17 protein-coding genes are annotated in these 17,115 nt (G+C 69.6%); 5 read left to right on the forward strand and 12 right to left on the reverse strand.

What is annotated here, in order from left to right; translation table 11 throughout:
- Positions 1 to 13: 13 nt before the first annotated feature.
- Complete coding sequence (locus ACM9LD_RS16970) at positions 14 to 1,066, reverse strand: hypothetical protein (RefSeq protein WP_415677742.1); 1,053 nt, start codon at positions 1,064 to 1,066, stop codon at positions 14 to 16.
- A 146-nt stretch (positions 1,067 to 1,212) separates the two neighbouring features.
- Between ACM9LD_RS16970 and ACM9LD_RS16975 the strand changes: the two genes are divergently transcribed.
- The 4 genes from ACM9LD_RS16975 to ACM9LD_RS16990 all read left to right on the forward strand — a co-directional run bounded on the left by ACM9LD_RS16975 (position 1,213) and on the right by ACM9LD_RS16990 (position 4,803).
- Positions 1,213 to 2,586, forward strand: coding sequence for a hypothetical protein (locus ACM9LD_RS16975; RefSeq protein WP_415677743.1), 1,374 nt, complete (start codon positions 1,213 to 1,215; stop codon positions 2,584 to 2,586).
- The gene (locus ACM9LD_RS16980) at positions 2,583 to 3,155 is read left to right on the forward strand and encodes a hypothetical protein (RefSeq protein ID WP_415677744.1); all 573 of its coding nucleotides are present in this window, start codon (positions 2,583 to 2,585) and stop codon (positions 3,153 to 3,155) included. The genes ACM9LD_RS16975 and ACM9LD_RS16980 overlap by 4 nt, the downstream gene beginning before the upstream one ends.
- Positions 3,155 to 4,054 carry an RAMP superfamily CRISPR-associated protein gene (locus tag ACM9LD_RS16985; protein ID WP_415677745.1) on the forward strand — a complete coding sequence of 300 codons (900 nt, stop codon included), beginning with the start codon at positions 3,155 to 3,157 and terminating at the stop codon, positions 4,052 to 4,054. The genes ACM9LD_RS16980 and ACM9LD_RS16985 overlap by 1 nt, the downstream gene beginning before the upstream one ends.
- Positions 4,055 to 4,452: 398 nt before the next feature.
- Entirely contained in the window at positions 4,453 to 4,803 is a 351-nt protein-coding gene (locus ACM9LD_RS16990; protein WP_415677746.1) for a hypothetical protein, read from the forward strand.
- A 3-nt stretch (positions 4,804 to 4,806) separates the two neighbouring features.
- Here the strand turns inward: ACM9LD_RS16990 and ACM9LD_RS16995 are convergent, their stop codons facing one another.
- From ACM9LD_RS16995 to ACM9LD_RS17025, 7 genes are all read right to left on the reverse strand, one after another.
- Positions 4,807 to 5,709, reverse strand: a complete 903-nt coding sequence (locus tag ACM9LD_RS16995) for a hypothetical protein (RefSeq protein ID WP_415677747.1) — start codon at positions 5,707 to 5,709, stop codon at positions 4,807 to 4,809.
- Between the two features lie 356 nt (positions 5,710 to 6,065).
- Positions 6,066 to 7,739, reverse strand: coding sequence for a hypothetical protein (locus ACM9LD_RS17000; RefSeq protein WP_415677748.1), 1,674 nt, complete (start codon positions 7,737 to 7,739; stop codon positions 6,066 to 6,068).
- Positions 7,740 to 8,659: 920 nt separating this feature from the next.
- Positions 8,660 to 10,105: a replicative DNA helicase gene (dnaB, locus tag ACM9LD_RS17005; protein WP_415677749.1), complete on the reverse strand. Its 1,446-nt coding sequence runs from the start codon at positions 10,103 to 10,105 to the stop codon at positions 8,660 to 8,662.
- The gene (locus ACM9LD_RS17010; RefSeq protein WP_415677750.1) at positions 10,102 to 10,224 is read right to left on the reverse strand and encodes a hypothetical protein; all 123 of its coding nucleotides are present in this window, start codon (positions 10,222 to 10,224) and stop codon (positions 10,102 to 10,104) included. The genes dnaB and ACM9LD_RS17010 overlap by 4 nt, the downstream gene beginning before the upstream one ends.
- 73 nt (positions 10,225 to 10,297) lie before the next feature.
- Entirely contained in the window at positions 10,298 to 10,819 is a 522-nt protein-coding gene (locus ACM9LD_RS17015) for a hypothetical protein (protein WP_415677751.1), read from the reverse strand.
- Positions 10,819 to 11,490, reverse strand: coding sequence for a hypothetical protein (locus ACM9LD_RS17020; RefSeq protein ID WP_415677752.1), 672 nt, complete (start codon positions 11,488 to 11,490; stop codon positions 10,819 to 10,821). The genes ACM9LD_RS17015 and ACM9LD_RS17020 overlap by 1 nt, the downstream gene beginning before the upstream one ends.
- Positions 11,487 to 11,741 (reverse strand): hypothetical protein, encoded by a 255-nt coding sequence (locus ACM9LD_RS17025; protein WP_415677753.1) that lies wholly within the window; start codon positions 11,739 to 11,741, stop codon positions 11,487 to 11,489. The genes ACM9LD_RS17020 and ACM9LD_RS17025 overlap by 4 nt, the downstream gene beginning before the upstream one ends.
- A gap of 146 nt (positions 11,742 to 11,887) precedes the next feature.
- On the opposite strand from ACM9LD_RS17025, the gene ACM9LD_RS17030 reads away from it, so the two are divergent.
- Positions 11,888 to 12,421, forward strand: a complete 534-nt coding sequence (locus ACM9LD_RS17030; RefSeq protein ID WP_415677754.1) for a hypothetical protein — start codon at positions 11,888 to 11,890, stop codon at positions 12,419 to 12,421.
- Positions 12,422 to 12,485: 64 nt separating this feature from the next.
- Here the strand turns inward: ACM9LD_RS17030 and ACM9LD_RS17035 are convergent, their stop codons facing one another.
- The 4 genes from ACM9LD_RS17035 to ACM9LD_RS17050 all read right to left on the reverse strand — a co-directional run bounded on the left by ACM9LD_RS17035 (position 12,486) and on the right by ACM9LD_RS17050 (position 17,102).
- Positions 12,486 to 14,882, reverse strand: a complete 2,397-nt coding sequence (locus tag ACM9LD_RS17035; RefSeq protein ID WP_415677755.1) for a hypothetical protein — start codon at positions 14,880 to 14,882, stop codon at positions 12,486 to 12,488.
- Between the two features lie 55 nt (positions 14,883 to 14,937).
- Positions 14,938 to 15,837 carry a YHYH protein gene (locus ACM9LD_RS17040; RefSeq protein WP_415677756.1) on the reverse strand — a complete coding sequence of 300 codons (900 nt, stop codon included), beginning with the start codon at positions 15,835 to 15,837 and terminating at the stop codon, positions 14,938 to 14,940.
- Between the two features lie 53 nt (positions 15,838 to 15,890).
- Positions 15,891 to 16,220 carry a hypothetical protein gene (locus ACM9LD_RS17045; RefSeq protein ID WP_415677757.1) on the reverse strand — a complete coding sequence of 110 codons (330 nt, stop codon included), beginning with the start codon at positions 16,218 to 16,220 and terminating at the stop codon, positions 15,891 to 15,893.
- Positions 16,221 to 16,319: 99 nt separating this feature from the next.
- Positions 16,320 to 17,102 carry an HNH endonuclease family protein gene (locus ACM9LD_RS17050; RefSeq protein ID WP_415677758.1) on the reverse strand — a complete coding sequence of 261 codons (783 nt, stop codon included), beginning with the start codon at positions 17,100 to 17,102 and terminating at the stop codon, positions 16,320 to 16,322.
- Positions 17,103 to 17,115: the final 13 nt, after the last annotated feature.

Genomic DNA, 17,115 nt, shown 5'->3' on the forward strand with positions numbered 1-17,115 from the left:
GGGCGAACCTCGCTCATTGGCCGCAGTGGTGGTCGCGCAGTCGGGCGACGGCGGCGGCCCGCGTCGACTCGGTGAGGCGTTGGACGCGGTCGGCCCCCGGTTCGTCGGCGGCGTAGCCGTAGCGCCAGCGCCCGGCGTCATGGACGAGGACCCCGATCACGTGGTCTCCGGCGCGGATGTACTCGCCGCCGGAGAATTCTCCGCCGAGCGGACACTTCTCGCGGGACGTCGCGGGAAGAGTGTCGTGGAGCTTCCATCCGACGAGAGTTCGGCGGTACAGGTCGATCGTGCACCCTGCGGGCAGGCCCTGACGGGCGGGCAGCGCAGCGGCGAGGACCTGCGGGAGGCGCGCGCCTTCGGCGATGTCGCTGTCGCAGGAGCCGCGGCCGACGACCCGGATCGCGGCTCGCCACGCCGGCCGACGTAGGTGCTGGGCCATCGGTTCAACGGCGTGCCGGATCTCGCCGATGCGGATCGCGTCGGCGGGCCCGCCTGCCCTCTCGATCGCGGCGAGGCCGCCGGTGAGGATGTCCTCGATGTCGACGGTGTCGTCGTCCATGGCCGTCTCGTGATGGTCGGCGCTCTCGGCGGGGTGGACTTTGATGCTGCTGCTCGCCGTCCCACCCAGTCGCTCGATGTGGTCGATCAGGTCCTGGCGCCATTGGTCGATGCTGTGTTCGCGCAGGTGCTCGATGAGATCCATCGTTGCGAGAACGATCTCGGCCTGAAGCTCGGGACGGCGAGGCTGCGGGTGCGGCGTACCGGGCCGGTTCAGCGTCGCGTCGGCGTAGCGCTCCATGTCGTCGACCAGGCCCTCGGCGACCGCGCGTGTCGAGATCGCGTGCAGGGCCAGGGCGAAGGCGCCGCCGGGTGTGGTCGCGGGGTCGGGTGCGGGTTCGGCGGCGTAGGCCGCGGCGGCGCGCGCGACCGCGGTGTCAGCGTCTACGAGGCGGCGGAGCACGGTGAGCGCGGCGCGCGCGGGGACTGCTCCCCGGTCGCACTCGTTCATCGCGACGAAGGCGGCGCGGAGTTCGTCGTGGGCTTCGAGGACGGTTTCGAGGGGCACGATGCGGCTTTCGGATCGGCGAGTGGGCGTGTCTGCCGAGCTTAACCACACCCCTACCGCTTTGTAGCGGTATTCCGTGTGCATCGTGCACGTCCCCCCGCTAAGGTGGCGGGGGTCGCGCCCACCCGGCTGAACGGAGCACCTTCATGCCCGACTACACCGCATCGTATGAGGGCGGCACCTGGCGCCGGCGGTCCGACGGCGGCACCTTCGAGGTGATCGCCGATCTGCATCACGAGCAGGGCATGGGAAATCGTCCCCTCCGACTCCGCAACCTCACCACAGGACGCGAGTTCGCATCCACCCCAGAGGGGCTGCACCGCAAATACACTCCGCGTGCGGCACCCCCTACCGACGGTGAGCCTGAGCTACGAGGGTTTCTCCTCGACCGGGTCGCCGATCGCGCACACCGCCGCGCCGCGACGACGGAGCTCGGCCGCGAGCTGACACTGGCGGTGGGCCGCGACGTCCACGCTCTGCGGTCGATCGGACTGACCTCGGCGGAGATCGCCCGCCGTACGGGCCTGCCCTTGTCGACGCTCAACGACTACGCCAACGCCGCGGTCGCCACGGACACCGTGGTCTCGTCGTCGTTGGACCTCGGTGTCCCCGCTCCCGTGAAGCGGGTGGGCGCGAGCGAGCTGGTCAAGGCCGTCGCGGCGGCCGGGCCGGTCGTCGAGATCATCGCTGCGGGCCCGGACGCGGGCGACGTGAGGGCGGTGCTGGCGCTCTCGCGGCTCTCGCCAGCGCGATTCGTCCTGCCGAACGGCAAGATCGACCCGCCGCACATGCTGATGCGTCTGCAGGACGGGCGCTGGTTGAGCGCCAGTTCCAGCGTCAACGTCGGCTACTCCGGTGCGGGACCTCTCACCGGACAGCAGATGCTCGAGACGGTCGGGGTCGATCCGGATCTCGCGGTGGCGGTCACCCACGAGCGCGTCGCGCACGTGACGCAGGTGCATACCCAGCAGCCGCTGTGGAACCCGTTGACGCCGAACGACTACTGCATCGGCGTCCCGCAGGTCGTCCCGGGCCACGAAGAGTCGCTCGACCTGTTCCGTGCCCGGATCCCCTTGCACAGCGAGGGGCTGATGCTCTGGTTGGACTGGCTCGACCGACCGAACCTGCCTGAGTGGGCCCGCGGCGATCGTCGCGGGACCGTGTTCACCTCCGCTGAGGCCGCACGTGATGCCGGGTTCAGCTCGGAGACGTCGGCGCAGCGACATGCGCGGCGAGCGGGAATCCTCACCGGAAGCCCCGTCATCACGTATCCGGTGGTGATCGAGCAGGGCCAGCTGCAGCTGTGGTTGTCCGCTCCCCCGGACCCTGACCCCTCCGTGTGGGTGGCCCGCGACTTCCGCGGCCCGTTGCACCGGGCCGGCCTCCTGGACGAGGACGTTGTTGCCCGCGACGACGCGTCTGCGCTGCGCAAGTTCTTCTCGCGCCGCGGATCACGACCGACGAGGGTCATGCTCGGCGCCGCGCACGCCCACCCACCAATCCCGGAGGCTGTGCTGTGACTACCCGCGCCACACCCCAGTCCGGGAGCGCGGTGGAGCGATGGCGGGCGGCTGCACCGGACCTGCCGCCGCTGACCGATCCCGCCGCGCAGACCGCCGAGGCCCTACTGCTGCACGTGCACTACGGCATCGACTGGAGCAGCTGGATCGGCGACCGTCGTCATCGGTACTGGGACGACATCCTGCCGGGACGCGTGTTGAACGCCGCGCTCCGCTCCGCGAGCCTGGACAGGTTCTGGTCGCTGATCGCACTGAAACTCGAGGTGAACGTGCGCGATGACCGGACGCTCGAGGTGGCGACCTTGCTGCGCGGCGAACGCCCCGGCGCGGTCCTCGCGGTGATGCGTACCGAGTTGCCTGCCCTACTGCTGAGGGTGCAGATCATCGCCGCCGAAGTCGGGGAACTCCGTGTCGCCGCCCAGGCGCAAGCCCAGGAGGGGGCTGGCACCGGGACGCGAGCGAGGAAGACCCCGGCGCCGAGGTCAGGGGCGAAGGCCGAAGCGTCCGCGGACAAGAAGTCAGCCGCGAAGAAGACACCCCGGTCCACCCGCACGGCGAGGAACAGCTGATGGCACGCAAGCCCACTACGCCCCCCGTCACCGACCCGCCGGTGCTGTCGACGATCGTGTTCGACCTGCAGATCACGGCCGAGTCGTCGATCGTGCACCGCGGGGACGATTTCGATTACGGCTCCGATACCACGACTCTGTTCAACCGGGAGTCGATGATCACCAGCAACGGTGAGCTGCAGATGATCCCGGTCATCTCCGGCAGCTCCCTCCGTGGGGTGCTGCGCCGGATCAGCGAGGAGATGACCGCGGAGGTCCTCCGGTACCCCGGAAAGCTGCCCACGCCCGCAGCACACCTGGTCCGCAATGGCGGTCGGCTCGCGAAGGCCGCCACCCCGCTCAGCGACGAGCGCGAGCGCGAGCTCCGGGCTCTGATTCCGCACCTGGCGCTGTTCGGTGGAGCGGCGTCGGCGCGGATCATGTCCGGGCTCCTCGCGGTCGAGAAGGTGTTGCCGGAGGTTGCCGAGCTCGAGCACGTGCTCACCGGCCGACCGGTCCGGCAGCCGCTGCAGCCGGTCGACCTCTTCATGACCGCCGAGTACAGCACCCACCTCGCCGATGCCCGCACACCCAGCGGCCCCGCGGTGCTCACCGACGAAGGCTCACCCCAGCTCCGGTTCGGGTTCGAGGTCATGGTGGCGGGCACGCGCCTGCACAGCAGGATCCACCTCAGGCACGCCACGCCGCTGCAGGTCGCCTACTTCCAGTCGGTCCTCGCTGAGTTCGCCGCGCACGGCCACCTCGGCGGCCGGCGCAGCGTCGGCCACGGCCAGATCACCGCCTCGATCACCACCACCGTGCGCCGGGGCGCACTCCCCGCCCCTGCAGAGAGCGACTGGACCGCGCACCTGACCTCCCATCGTGACGCGGCAATCGCTGCTCTGACCGCGCTCACCTGATGCCCCGACACGAGTTCCGGCCGATCCTGGTCAAGGCGGACACCCCGCACGGGGTGGTCTTGTCCCGGCCGTGGGGAATCGCCCTTGATGGGCTCCTGTCGTCAGTGATCTGGCATGAGCGCAAGTTCGCTGCCCGCGCGGCCGGCCTGCCTTGGGAGCGATTCAGTCCAACGCGGGCGCCGGAGGAGTTGCCGCTGCCGCTGCAGCGCTGTGGCGACCCTGCTACCGACCCGGATTGGCACTGGATGTGCACCTTCGGGCAGACCGAGACCGGCACGATCGAGCGTCCCGACACCCGGTGGCGAACCTCTCGCACCGATCACACCCGCCTCCAGCAGCTATCCCCGGTGATCAGTCACTCCCGGGTTTCTGATCGCAGGGGCCGCTACCAGAATCGGGTGATCCCCGTCTTGGTGCACCAGACCCTGTCGCTGACCTGGCGCGCTGTGGGCGACCCGGACCGGGTCCGGGAGCTCCTCGAGGAACTCCCGGCGATCGGCAAGTACACCGGTACCGGCGAGGGGGTCGTCGCACGATGGACGGTCGACGACGCCGACCACCTCACTGGGTGGTCCGCTGGGCACGAACACGCCCCGGGGATCCTCGGCCGCGCCACGCCTGGCCGCTGCCTCGAGCATCGCGACGCGCCCGCTGATCTCGGCGAGCAGCACCCGGTGCGGGTCACCGCCGTCCGCGCACCCTACCTGCATCCTTCAACACAGCACGAAGCGTTCCTGCCCCACCACTGAACACTATTCGGCGCGGCGCTCTGCCCGCATCTGCGCGGTCCAGCGCTCTCCCTGCCATTGGGCGCGCAGGTCGTGGTCGGCGGCCAGGATCTCGCCGGCAGCGGCGCGGTGCGCCGCGAGCGGCAGAACCGTGCCCGGATCGATCTCCTGGAGGGCCTCCATGTCGCGGGCGACCGGCACATACCCCTGCGCCCGCAGCGGGTGGGCGTCGAGGACCGCCTGGTGCTCGTCGTAGGCCTGCCCCAGGGCATCGAACCGGGCAAGGCGCTCCGGATGAAATACCTCTCGCGGTGTCCCGTCAGCCCGCAGCGTCCCGGCGATCCAGTTCTGGAGTGCTCGGGCGGGTACGCCGATCACGCCGGCGGCGTCCTTCATGTTCAGACCGAGCATGGCCATCTGCACCAGTACCTCGGCGCGCAGCGCGGCGCTTGCGCCCACCCCAGTGTCCTGCAGGCCGGCGACGGTCAGCGCTGCGTCCGGGTTCTCCGCGGCCGCGCGGCCGGCGCATACCCGGTGCAATGCAGCGGCGGGCGCACCGCCCGCGGCGCCGGCAGCACCGCGGATCTCGTCGAGCGGGACCAGCTCTCCCGCCGCGGCCGCGTCGTCGTCGTCGCGGTACGTGCGGATCACGCCTGTGGTGCGCGATTCGGCGACGAGGTCCTCAGTGAGGGCGGCAGCGTAACTCTCGACGCGGCCGAGCCGGATCATCGCCCGGTTGAAGTCCTCACCGAGCTGCTCGTCGTGGCGCCACTCTTCGATCTTCGAGACGGGCCTGCCGATGATCCTGCCTAGCGAATGGGTATCGAACAGGCCGACCGCGGTCGAGCGGGCAAGAAGGTCGGCACCAGTGAACCAGCGCCAGTAGTCGGGTACGAACTGGGCTGCGGAGCCGCTGCTGATGGTCATGTGCATCTTCCATGCTGGGAGGCGATGAACCAGTCTTCATCGCACAGAGCCGATCTTACACCCGCAGGCCACTCTCCCGGCAGACGAATCGGCCCGCACCCCACTACGGGAATACGAGCCGATTCTGGGTGCGTTCCACCCACTCCACCTACGGGCGTTTCGTGGTCGCCAGCGTACGCCAGACCTCGGGCGCTGGTGTGCGGGAGTGGATCAGCGCACGACGATGGCCAGGACGAACCCCGTGGCCATCAGAGCGAGTGCGACGGCGTACATCGCGGCGGCTCGTGTGCGGATGTGCATCTCGTTCTCCTGGATCGTCGTTTGCCGGCCGGGCCGAGGCCTTGGTTGTGCGCGGGCTACGCCGCCTGTTCGCCCTCGGGGACGCCGAGGTGCGCAGTGAGGGTGGCGTTGTCGGGGTGGGCGGTGACGTGGACGACGGTGCGGCCGTCCTCGTTGATGGTCCTGCTGGTTGCGAGGGCGCGGTGGAAGATCCTCGTGTAGGCGCCGATCACGTGGGTGACGCCATCGACGGTCACGTCCAGTTCGAGGGTCTGCAGCAGCTGGAAGCCGTGCTCGTTGTCGAAGATCTCCGCTGCCTCCGGATCGAGGTCCGGCCACAGGACCACGTCGAATTCGTCCCACACCAGGTCGGTGGACTTCGCCTCGAGGAGCGTCGCGGCGAGCCGGACCGTGGAGACCTCGTCCGGATCGAGCTCCGCGGGGATCGGCAGCCCGCCGGGGACGTACTGCTGGACGACGTTGAGAGCGCGGACGTATGTGGCGAGGAACCGGGCCTCGTCCTTCGCCTCGCTCGAGGGGCCGATCGGGAGGTCGATGATCGCGGCGTCGGCGGCGGCACCGCGAGCCGGGCGGACCCGCATCGCGGTGGCCTTGGTGAACCCGGCGAGGAAGTCCACGCTGTCGAGGACGTCGTCGGGGAACCGGCCGTTGATCGCGGTGGTGTAGAACCGGAATCCGCCGTCCACGAGCTTCGAACCGTCGTTCCTGGAGCGGTGGAGCGCCTCGAAGTGGGCGACGCCGGCGGCGTCGTCACCGCGGAGGGTGCCGCCCAGTCCATCCGCGCTGGCCCCAATCCGGTGGACGTCGAACCGGCGGCTGGCGATCACCTGCCCTTCGTCATCGAGTAGGTCGATGACCACCGTGGCCACGGCGTCCCCTTCGTCTGCGGCGACCAGTCGGACCATGCTCTCGAGGTTCTCGGTCGGGCCGAGCGCGAGCCCCTCGGGCAGGTTGATGGTGACGGTCGCGGGGACCAGGTCTTCGATCGGCCGTCCGTAGAGCCGGAACTTCTCGACCTGCGCGTGCTGCACGGTGCCGTCGGCGGCGGTGAAGGTGACGCTGGTGGTGATCGGTGCTTCGATGTGGGCCTGGTTGTGACGCGCGATCAGCGAGCAGATCACGGCGTCTCCGGTCCACCGGAAGCCCCAGGTCCAGTGCGGGTTGATTCCGCCGGCGAGGCCACCAAGAGCCGCTACCCGATCAACGAGGTCTCCGGGGTTCAGCAGGCTGTCTGTCTCCCGCTGGAAGAGGATCGCGTTCTCCTTGAGCGTGTCCCTGGTGAACCACGCTTCAACTTGAGGGTCGTCGATGATCATCGAGTCCAGCTCCGCGCGATCGACGATCTCGATGAGCGGGCCCTCTCCGGCGGGGCAGTGCTTGGCGGCCAGCCCCTCGACGACGTCCCGCTCCGTCGGGGTCGTGTTCGCGGGGATGACCAGCACCCATCGGTCAGGGTTGTGCTGGAGCGCTGCCTTGAACGAGCCCGTGATCTGGTCGCGGCGCTTGACGAAACCTCCGGAGAAGCCTTCCGGGAAGTATTTGAGCTGGTAGATCGCTGTCTCGGTGGGGCCCTCGATCAGGATGTCTAGGCCGCCATCGCCGCCCCGGCCGTCGAACGCGGTCACCTTCATCGCGCCGGCTTCCCACCGGTCCGATCCGTACCGGCGGCGTAGCAACACCTCCACTACGCGGTCGAAGTCGGGCTGTCCGATGTGCTCCCACTTGATCATCGAAGGCCTCTTCCCCTGCTCGCCCTGACGGGTCGTGTGGTCCGCCCTTCAGGATATCGGCGCCCCCCGACACGATCGCTGACCGACGCACAGAAGCAGCTGCGGCCTCGTCACCCCTGGTAGGCGAGTGTGCCAAGGTGCGTTCGGTGTCGCCGCCCGGCGTTGTCCGTGACGTCGACGGCTCCGCGGGAGTGGATCTCGACGATGGCGACTTCCTGCCCACGCGGCCCCGAGGGCGGCGTCAGCCATCGCATCTTCTGGCCTGCGGAGGGAGTCCCCGGGCGCGGTCCTGGTAGTTGCCGGTGGCCCCAGTAGGACCTCCAGCCTTCCTCGAACGCTCGCCGCTCGCCGGCGGTCATTCCGCGGGGCGCCCAGTCGTCGACGTCATCGGGGCTGGTGAACGGGCTGTCAATGCTCCGGACGCCGGCAGCGCGATACCCGCTGATCTGGAGCTCGAGCCCTGGCGTGAACAGTTCGGAGTAGGCGCGGAATCCGCTGGCGAAGTCCGCTGCCGCGGCTGGACCGTCGAGACCCGCCGGGACCTCCGGAAGGGAAGCACCGGGGCCCGCCTGCTCCGCGGCGCGGTACCCCACAGCGAAGGGGTCACCTCCCTGGACTGCGACGCCTCGGGGACGCTCCTCGGCGAACTCAGTCTCGGCCGCGGCCGCCGCCCGACGCGTGCGAATTCGCTCGAGCATGTGAGCCCACCCTTCACGAGGGAACCGGAACTGTTCTGCCGCCGAAGAATACAGCGGCACTCCCCTTCGCACGAGCGAAGAACGCAGGGCGGCGGTGAGCTGTGGCCCGTCAGGACCGACGACACGCCCCTACCTCTGGTCCTCGGCGAGAATTTGCGGTAGAGTGTGCACAGACGTTCTGCACTCGAAACCGATGCAGCACTTTCCAATCCGGGAAAAAATCTACCCCTTCGCCATGTTCACGAAGCGTGAGTAGTGCAGCTGGTGCGCGACAGTGACCGTGCCGGTCGGACCAGCGCGGTGCTTACCCAGGATGAAGTCGGCCTCGCCGGCACGAGGATCGTCACGCTCGTACGCGTCAGGACGGTGCACCAGGACCACCATGTCCGCGTCCTGCTCGAGCGAGCCGGACTCACGGAGGTCGGCCACCTGCGGCTTCTTGTCGGTACGCTGCTCAGGACCACGGTTGAGCTGCGCGACGGCGATGAGCGGGACCTCGAGCTCCTTCGCGAGCAGCTTCAGCTGCCGGGAGAACTCCGAGACCTCCTGCTGACGCGACTCGACCTTCTTGCCCGACGTCATCAGCTGCAGGTAGTCGATCACGATGAGCTTGAGGTCGTGCCGCTGCTTGAGCCGGCGGGCCTTCGCGCGGATCTCCATCATCGTCAGGTTCGGCGAATCGTCGACGAACAGCGGCGCCTCCGAGATCTCCGACATCCGTCGCGCGAGGCGCGTCCAGTCGTCGTCGGACATCTTGCCCGCACGCATATCGGCCAGCTTGATCCGCGCCTCCGCGGACAACAGACGCATGACCACCTCGGTCTTACTCATCTCCAGACTGAACAGCACACCCGGCATCTGGTGCTCAATTGCACAGCACCGCAATATATCTAAGCCGAGGGTGCTCTTCCCCGCGCCAGGGCGCCCGGCGACGATGATCATCTGGCCGGCGTGCAGGCCGTTGGTGAGCGCGTCGAAGTCCGTGAAGCCAGTGGGCACACCCATGCTGACGCCGCCACGCGAGGCGATCGCGTCGATCTCGTCCATCGTGGGCTGCAGCAGCTCCTCGAGCACCACGTAATCCTCGGACGCCTTGCGCTCGGTGACGTCGTAGACGGCCGCCTGGGCCCGATCCACGACCTCGGCGACGTCGGCACCGTCGGACCCCGAGTAGCCGTACTGGACGATCCTCGTCCCCGCCTCGACGAGGCGCCGCAGGATCGCCTTCTCGGCCACGATCTCCGCGTAGTAGCCCGCGTTGGCCGCGGTGGGCACCGTGGAAATCAGGTCGTGCAGGTACGGCGCGCCGCCGATCCGCTTGAGCTCGCCCTTGCGATCCAGGGTCGCGGAGACCGTGACCGCATCCGCGGGCTCACCCGCACCGTAGAGGTCGAGGATCGCGTCGTACACCGACTGATGCGCCGGCCGGTAGAAGTCCCCGGGGCTGACCACCTCCAGGACATCGGCGATCGCGTCCTTCGACAGCATCATCGCGCCGAGCACCGACTGCTCGGCCGGGATGTCCTGCGGAGGCTGACGGCCGAAGTCCCCGGCGTTGTCGTCACGCCGTGGCTGCTGCCCGTCGTCGTCGGTCTCTCCCGGCTGATGCCCACCGTGCCGACCGCGTCGGTCCGGGGAGAACGGCACGATCTTCTCATCGTCGTTCATTGCGATCCTCCGGGGCCGGTCGCGGGCGCGGCGACGGCGTGGGCAGGCGTCCAGTGCACGCCCGCGGGACGGGTGGCCACCTCGGCGGCGGGCCGACGGGTGCTGTTCGTGGTCTCCACGCCCTGCCCCCTTCCTCGTCTGGTCGAATCGTACTGTTCTGGCGCCCTGTTCAGGAGTTATGAGCGCTTGGTGTCACCAGCGCTGGCCGTGGGCGTGGGCCTGCCCGGCTCGGCCGGCGTCGTAGGCGACGATCACCCCGGATCGGGTGCGGCCGACCTGCATCATGTCGACGCGCAGGATCCAGGCGTACTGGTCGCGGTCGCCCGCGGGGATCTCGGTCCGCGGGTCGATCGGATCGACCCACTCCATCCAGATCCCGCACCGCACGCCGTCGACGGCGGCCGGCTCGGCGCGGGCGATCGGGATCCCGGGGATGCCGGCGAGTTCGTGGCCGCACTCGGTGGCACCGACATCGCTGAACGCGATCTTGAGAACGCGGCCGTGGGCCTCGTCGAGGAACACCATGCGGCTGGTGCCGACCTCCGGGTAGCCGTAGCTGGCCACCAGGTGCTCGACTGCGGCCTCGGTGACGTATCCGGACTGAGAGTGCTGGCTGAGTGCGCTCACCAGGGCGTGGTAGCGCACCCCCTGCTCGAGCTCGCCGTCGTCGAGATCGGTCAGCGCGCGGCCCTGAAACGGGTTGGGGAGCACCATCAGCGCATCTCCTGATCCTTGCGCATGGCCAGGGCGAGGCTCTGCCACCGCTGGAGCGCGTGCTGGAAGAACTGCTCGGCACCGGGGGCGCCCAGGCGCGCGGCCGCGGCCTGGGTGAGCCTGCCAGCGACCATGATCGGGTCGCTGTACGACGCGTAAACGGCGGCGTCGGCGACGGCGAAGACGACCGGGTCTCGCCCGCTCCACGCCGCCTTCTCCGCCTTGGAGCGCAGCTGCGCGCGACGATGCTGAGGGCTGCCCCCGCCCCCTGCGCCACGGAGCAGGTCCGCGGCGACCTCGGCCGCTACCTCGGTGTGCTCGCCGGATCCTGCCCATGCGGTGGCACCCCAGGGCGCGGTGAGCAGTTCGGCCATCCACGTCGCCGTGGCCGGGCCGGGGAGGTCGGTCGTGCCGACGGTGTTGAGAGCCAGGTTGAACATCGCCCAGCTGGGGCGGCCCGGGGGAAGGACTCCGTCCGCGCCGGCCTTGGAGTCGGTGAGTACCTGCACCATCCGCGCGAGCGGCCGGGCGGTGCAGGAGGGGTAGCCGGTGGTGGGCTCGCCAAGAAGGACGCAGATCAGGTTCATCGGGCAGTACCGGCCGTGCGCGTCCTTGTGTGCGCCCGCGGCGAGCTGCAGGGGCCGTCCGAAGATGATGTCCAGCTCGTTCATTGCCGCTCCTTGGTGGCGGCGAGAAGCTCGCGCTCACGGGCGCGGTCCTCGAGCTCGGTGGTCATGGCGTCGTAGAGCGAGGTGGAGGTGTCGATCTCCGTGAGCATCTCCTCGATCCGCTCGTCGGACCACGCTCGCCAGCCGTTGGGCTCTGCGGGCGGGGTGGCCAGCGGTGCGTGCCCGGTGGTGGCGGCGTGGGCCGCGGCGTCCTCGACGTTCGTTCCGCCGCAGATCAGGCAGGTCGTCTTCATCGCTCCATCCTCAGGGTTTCGGTGGTGGAGTGGGGGTTAGCGAACGCGGTGCACCGAGACGGCGCTTGCGGCGCGACCGCCCATCGGGCATGTACACCACTGTACACACAACCCTCGGGCGTGTCCAGTGGTTTACACTCTGCTGTGTGGATGACGACCCGGCCCTCGCAGAACTCGCGCGCCTGCACGCAGAACGCACGACGCACCAGCGCGCCGCCGACGCCACTCGAGACCGCATGTACAGCGTGATCAGGGATCTACCGCGCACCACCGACAAGATGGCGGTGCGCCGCGTCACCGGCATCAGCCGGGTCACCGTCTACCGGCTCCTCGAGGAAGGCCGCAGCCGGCCGGACGAGCCGCAGCTGATCACCGACACCGACACCGTCTACGAGTACGTCGCCCGCCTGCAGGCCTCGACCACCGCGAATCGGCCGGCCATCATCGACGAGTTCATCGCCGACGCCGAGTACAGCCACGGCAACCGCCGCCCCGACGCCGACTGGGACTGGCCCGACCTCGAGGACGCTCTCGACGCCGCGCGCACCTGGCGCAAGTACGGCGGCACCGACGACGATCTCCTCACTCTGATCGACCAGCTCAACACCACGGCCGCCGACACCGACGCGGCCGTCCTGGACGCTGAGCAGACCGCAGGCGAGAACACCGCCCAGGACTAGGCACACGCAGGCCCGCCGGAACACGGTGCCGGGCTGACCGCGTGAATCGGTCCGGCTGATCGCGTCAGTCTCCGACGACAGACTCGACGGAAGCGGCTAGCAGCGCCCCGCCGAGCAGGTAGCGCGCTGAACCGAGGTCGCCGACCGCCACCGCTGCTGCCGCCGCCGCGTGCAGGTACCGCGTCCACAAGGGCAGGTAGTCCGGGTTTCGGTCGGTGAGCCAGCGGGCGGCTTCCGCTGCCTTGCTTGCGCCTTCGACGTCGGTGGCCGGCGGACCAAGGAGCACCGCGAGGTCCTGCAGGGCTTGATCGACGTCGTCGACCTGGATCTGCGCGAATCCGTCACGCGGAACGGTCAGCGGTACGCGCGGTGCGCTCTCCAGCACCTCGGCGCTGCTCGAGATCACCCCGTGCTCGGCCACCTTCTGGCTAGTGGTGGCGATCTCGACCGCTGCCGGGATGAATCCTCGGTCGATCGCTGCCAGCAGCGGGCGGTGGGGCACATCGCACCCGAGCCAATCCGTGGCGAACCGCGCGTCGACGCGCATTGCCAGCGGCACCACGCGCGGGTCGACCTGCGCGCCGGCGGGAAGGTGACCGAGCCCGTAGGAGGTGGCGAAGACCGCGCTGCCGTCGATCGCGACGGCGACGGCGATCTCTGCGTCTCCCGGGATCTGATCCGCGAGCGACGCGACGAGCGACACGCTCAGCGGCACCTGCGGCGCCCGCGGCTCCTCAGGCACAGCCTCGGGCGCGGGCGGCGGCGCGCTCTCCCGGGCTGAGGCACTGGGGTGGTCCGTGGACTCTATGGCCTCGACGTCGACCCAATCGTGCGCCCCGCCGGCCGGGGCCGCCCCAACAGTGGACGCTACGGCGGCAGCTGGCGGCGCGGGGGGCGGCGCGATCGACCCGGCCGAGTGCTGCCCACGGCCAACCTGGGCGGGCGCCGCCGGAGCGGGTTCCGGTCGGGGAATCCGCATGGCGGAGGCGAGGCAGTACTGCGCGGAGTCCACGTCGCCGGCCTGGAAGTAGTCGGTTGCTCGGGCGCAGAGCACGCCGATCCACAGGTGCGGGTACTGCGAGCTCGATCGCGTGGTCCACCGCGCGGCCGCAGCTTGCGACGTCAGCTCGGCAACCGGGATGTCGGGATCGACTGCCCAGTCCTGCTGGAGCCCCGCGAGGATGCTGTGCGCTTCGGAGATCGGCACCGAGTCGGTGCGGCTGCGCGGCGCGCTCAGCGGGGTGGGGTCGATCTCCTCGCCGTCCCCGAGTTCGATGCCGGTGATCGTGCGGTCCGCCGACACGGTCACCACAGCCCGGAGCGGATCGATGTGCCCCTTCTCGGCGGCGGCCAGCAGCGGCATCTGCGGGTGGGCGTATCCGAGCCACTTGAGGATGAATTCGTCCGGCACGTGCACGATGAGCGGCGTCAGATCGTCGGCGCCGTGCCCTCCCTCGGGCAGGTAGCCCAGGCCGTCGGCGGTGACGAAGACGAGTCGATCGCCGCTCGCCCCGACGGCGACCGCGCTGCTACGGCCGTCATCCTCCAGTTGCTGCGCGAGGGCAACGGCGGCTCCGGCGGCGCGCCACTGCGCCTCGGCGACCACGGACGGTCCCTCGGAGTCCGCTGGGGCGAGGACCCGCGACGGCGCCGGGACGACGACGCCGGCTTCGTCGCCGAGATGGTCGTCGACGAGCTCCTCGTCGCTGGCGTTGTCCTCGCCGGCACCGTCTACCTCGCCGCCCTCTCCCCCCAGGTCGAGGTCATCTTCCTGCAGGTCGTCCTCGACCGGCTGCTCAGCGGTATCCGAGCGCGCCTGCACACTCCCGAACCAGTACAGGGTCCCCGCCACGGCAAGCAGCAGCCACAGCACCCATCCCGGCACCGCGGCCAACGCCTCCGGCGCGAACGCAATGCCCACGATCTCCGCTGCGGCGCCGACACCAGCGAGAGCGCCGCAGGCCAGGACCGCCGGCCACGGGCGCGTCGTAGCGGCGCGGTACTGGACGGCCCGCACGAGGACCACCAGCTGGGGAATCCCCAGGCCCACTGCGAACGCCAGGTGGTACCAACGCACGTCAGCTGGCAGAACAGCCGGTGGGGTCGCAATCTCGGCGGTCCACTGCCAGACCACCACCGCCGCAGCGAGAACCGCCACGACGACGATCCCCCGGGTCACGCGAAGGTCTGCAGCCAGGAGCCGCAGCAGGTGCACACACCACGCAGCGACTGCCGCGATCAGGAGCACACGGTGCAGCATCGCCGCCGCGCCAAGCAGATTCAACGACTCGACGACCCGGTTGTCCAGCCGGGTCGATACCGCCGGCACCAGGAGCGTGAAGCTCGCCGCCGCCAGGAACACGCCTAGCGTGCCGGCGCGGCCGAGAGCGGTGCGCGGCTGCCATGCGCTCGCCACCCCCAGGCCGACGAGCACGCCCGCCACAACCCCGAATACGTTCACCTGTGGTTCTCCTTCAAATCGGGTCCGGCAGAGCCGCGGATCTGTCTGATGCGATTCATGGTTCCGATCTTCCGCCCTCGGTCGGTCTCGCCGGGGTGCCTCGGAAACATCCGACGCTGTAGGGGTAGTCGGCGGTCATCACGTAGTGGTACCGCTCCCGCATTCCGGCGGTGGTGCGCACGAGCCCTGTCGTGCCATGACACTCGTCCAGATCCGCGGTCATCAGCTGTCTTCCGGACCGCGTTCGGGCTCCGGTGATCGGGTTCCCGTCGAGGGCCCAGCCGATGATCTCGGTGGCCGGCTCGTTGTTGGTTCCGCATGCACTCGCGGTGTGATAGTGGTACGTGCCTTGGGCTTCGGGGTGCCCGGCGCACCTGTCCTGGACTTCCCATGCGCCTGCGTCGCGGCCTGCGGCATCGAGCGCGGAGAGCAGGAGTGGGCCGGTCAGCATGACACCGACCTGGTTTGTCACGCACCGCGGCGCTGCGGCCGGTTGGTCCTGGAGCTGGAAGGTCAGATCGACGGCGCGGATGGTGTTGGGGTTGCGGTCGTACTGGTAGGCGATGTCGGTTGCACCGATCGGGAAGATGCCGGTTCCGTGCTCGAGGGGCAGGCTCGCGGTGGTGACGGTCAGGGTGTTTCCGTGGTTGTGGACGGTGAGGCTGGCGTCGTGGTGGTGCTCATCGCCGGTGACGACGGGTTTGCGGCCAGGAAAGTACCACTGCCCGTCGGCGCTGAACCAGGGCTGCCGCGCTCGTGTGGTCTCGGAGGGGCGGTGCGCAGTGCGCATGGCGGAGCCGTAGCGGGGACAGACGTAGACCCAGCCCTTTCGGGGGCCAGTCGTGCTCCAGCGGCCGTCACCGACCGGCAGCCTCAGCGCCTCGGCGGCGGGAGCGCGGAGGTCAGCGCGCGGCTCGGGGTGGGCCTGGGTTGCCGCGAGCGTCAACGGCACCATCCCGATCGCTACCGTCCGTCGCCACCAGCACGTCCGCATCTCGCCGAGCCCCTTCAGCGAGCGCGTGCGGTCGACGACGGGGGCTGCCCGTCTGGGCCCGGCGCGGGGGCGCCCGGCGGCGGCAGAGGCGGGAGGCCGTCGGCGCCGGGCGGGGGCGCACCTTGTGGGACAGGCGGCAGGGTGGTGCCGGTCGCGGGCGGCGGGACGGGCCGTTGCGGCGTCACCGGCACGACGGTGTCAGGAGGCGTGGCGGTGATCGTCGCGAACGTCGTCGAGGGCACCTGATTGTTCGCCAGCTCACCCTGGTCGCAGGCGGTCAAAAGCAGAGCACACAGCCCGATCGCTCCCGCTGTCGCGGGGATCCGCCAGTAGGTCTTGGTCATCTCACTGCCCTCTCGGATCGTTTGCCTGCTTGCTCGGATGGTTCAGGTGAGAGCTTGGGGTTCAGCGCAGGCCCACGCGGGCGAGGGCCCACCGCATGCTCACGCAACACGGCTGGCCGCCTCGGCGTTGGACGGCAACGCCTGACCGGGGCACTTGGCCAAGACGGCCTTGATCGCGTCCTTCTCCGCCTGCGTCACCCACAGCCGATACCGAGCCTTGACGGCCACCTGGCGAGCGACATACGTGCATCGGAAGGCCTTGTTCGGCGGCAGCCACGACGCGGCATCCGAGTCGCTCTTCGCGGTGTTCGGAGCCTGCGTCGTCGCGATGAGGTTCAGTGGATCGTTTGCCAGATTGACGCGCTCATCAACCGAGAGCTGCTGCGCGCCCTTCTGCCAACTTTCGCCAAGCGCCACGACGTGATCAACAGGAACGAGTGGCGAAGTCTTCTCTCCGCGAACGAAATTCAAGGTCGCCCCAGTATACGGATCATGGAGCACGCCCGACTGCACCGCGCACGGCGGCGAGACCCGCGCCGAGCGGGTCTTGCAGGTGATGTTGGTCAAGTCCCGCGACAGGATGTTCTCACGGGTGCTCAACGAGTCGCCGCCCCATAACGCGGTGTTCGCATCGGTCCACGCGACACCGAACTGGCTACGCGCGTACCCGGTCTTCGGCGCACGGCCCTTGACCGGCAACTGCTCCAACGCCGCCAGCGCACCACCAACCGCGCCACCGCGATGAGCTCCAGTCGTGGCAGTCCCCGATGCCGGCGCGGCCAGCACCGCGCCGCCACTACCCGGCACCAACGAGCAGCCGGACACCCCCACCGCGACCGCGGCAGCAGCCGCCACGACTCCGATCACCTCGCGCCGGATCACAGCGACACCTCCT

The organism is Tsukamurella hominis, from assembly GCF_965137015.1.
Lineage (GTDB): Bacteria > Actinomycetota > Actinomycetes > Mycobacteriales > Mycobacteriaceae > Tsukamurella > Tsukamurella hominis.

Excerpts from the sequence above, each read along its gene's own strand:
- ACM9LD_RS17045 (WP_415677757.1), bottom strand. The coding sequence starts at position 16,220 with ATGACCAAGACCTACTGGCGGATCCCCGCGACAGCGGGAGCGATCGGG.
- ACM9LD_RS17020 (WP_415677752.1), bottom strand. The coding sequence starts at position 11,490 with ATGAACGAGCTGGACATCATCTTCGGACGGCCCCTGCAGCTCGCCGCG.
- ACM9LD_RS17015 (WP_415677751.1), bottom strand. The coding sequence starts at position 10,819 with ATGGTGCTCCCCAACCCGTTTCAGGGCCGCGCGCTGACCGATCTCGAC.
- ACM9LD_RS16985 (WP_415677745.1), top strand. The coding sequence starts at position 3,155 with ATGGCACGCAAGCCCACTACGCCCCCCGTCACCGACCCGCCGGTGCTG.
- ACM9LD_RS16975 (WP_415677743.1), top strand. The coding sequence starts at position 1,213 with ATGCCCGACTACACCGCATCGTATGAGGGCGGCACCTGGCGCCGGCGG.
- dnaB (WP_415677749.1), bottom strand. The coding sequence starts at position 10,105 with ATGAACGACGATGAGAAGATCGTGCCGTTCTCCCCGGACCGACGCGGT.
- ACM9LD_RS16995 (WP_415677747.1), bottom strand. The coding sequence starts at position 5,709 with ATGACCATCAGCAGCGGCTCCGCAGCCCAGTTCGTACCCGACTACTGG.
- ACM9LD_RS17000 (WP_415677748.1), bottom strand. The coding sequence starts at position 7,739 with ATGATCAAGTGGGAGCACATCGGACAGCCCGACTTCGACCGCGTAGTG.
- ACM9LD_RS17025 (WP_415677753.1), bottom strand. The coding sequence starts at position 11,741 with ATGAAGACGACCTGCCTGATCTGCGGCGGAACGAACGTCGAGGACGCC.
- ACM9LD_RS17040 (WP_415677756.1), bottom strand. The coding sequence starts at position 15,837 with ATGGTGCCGTTGACGCTCGCGGCAACCCAGGCCCACCCCGAGCCGCGC.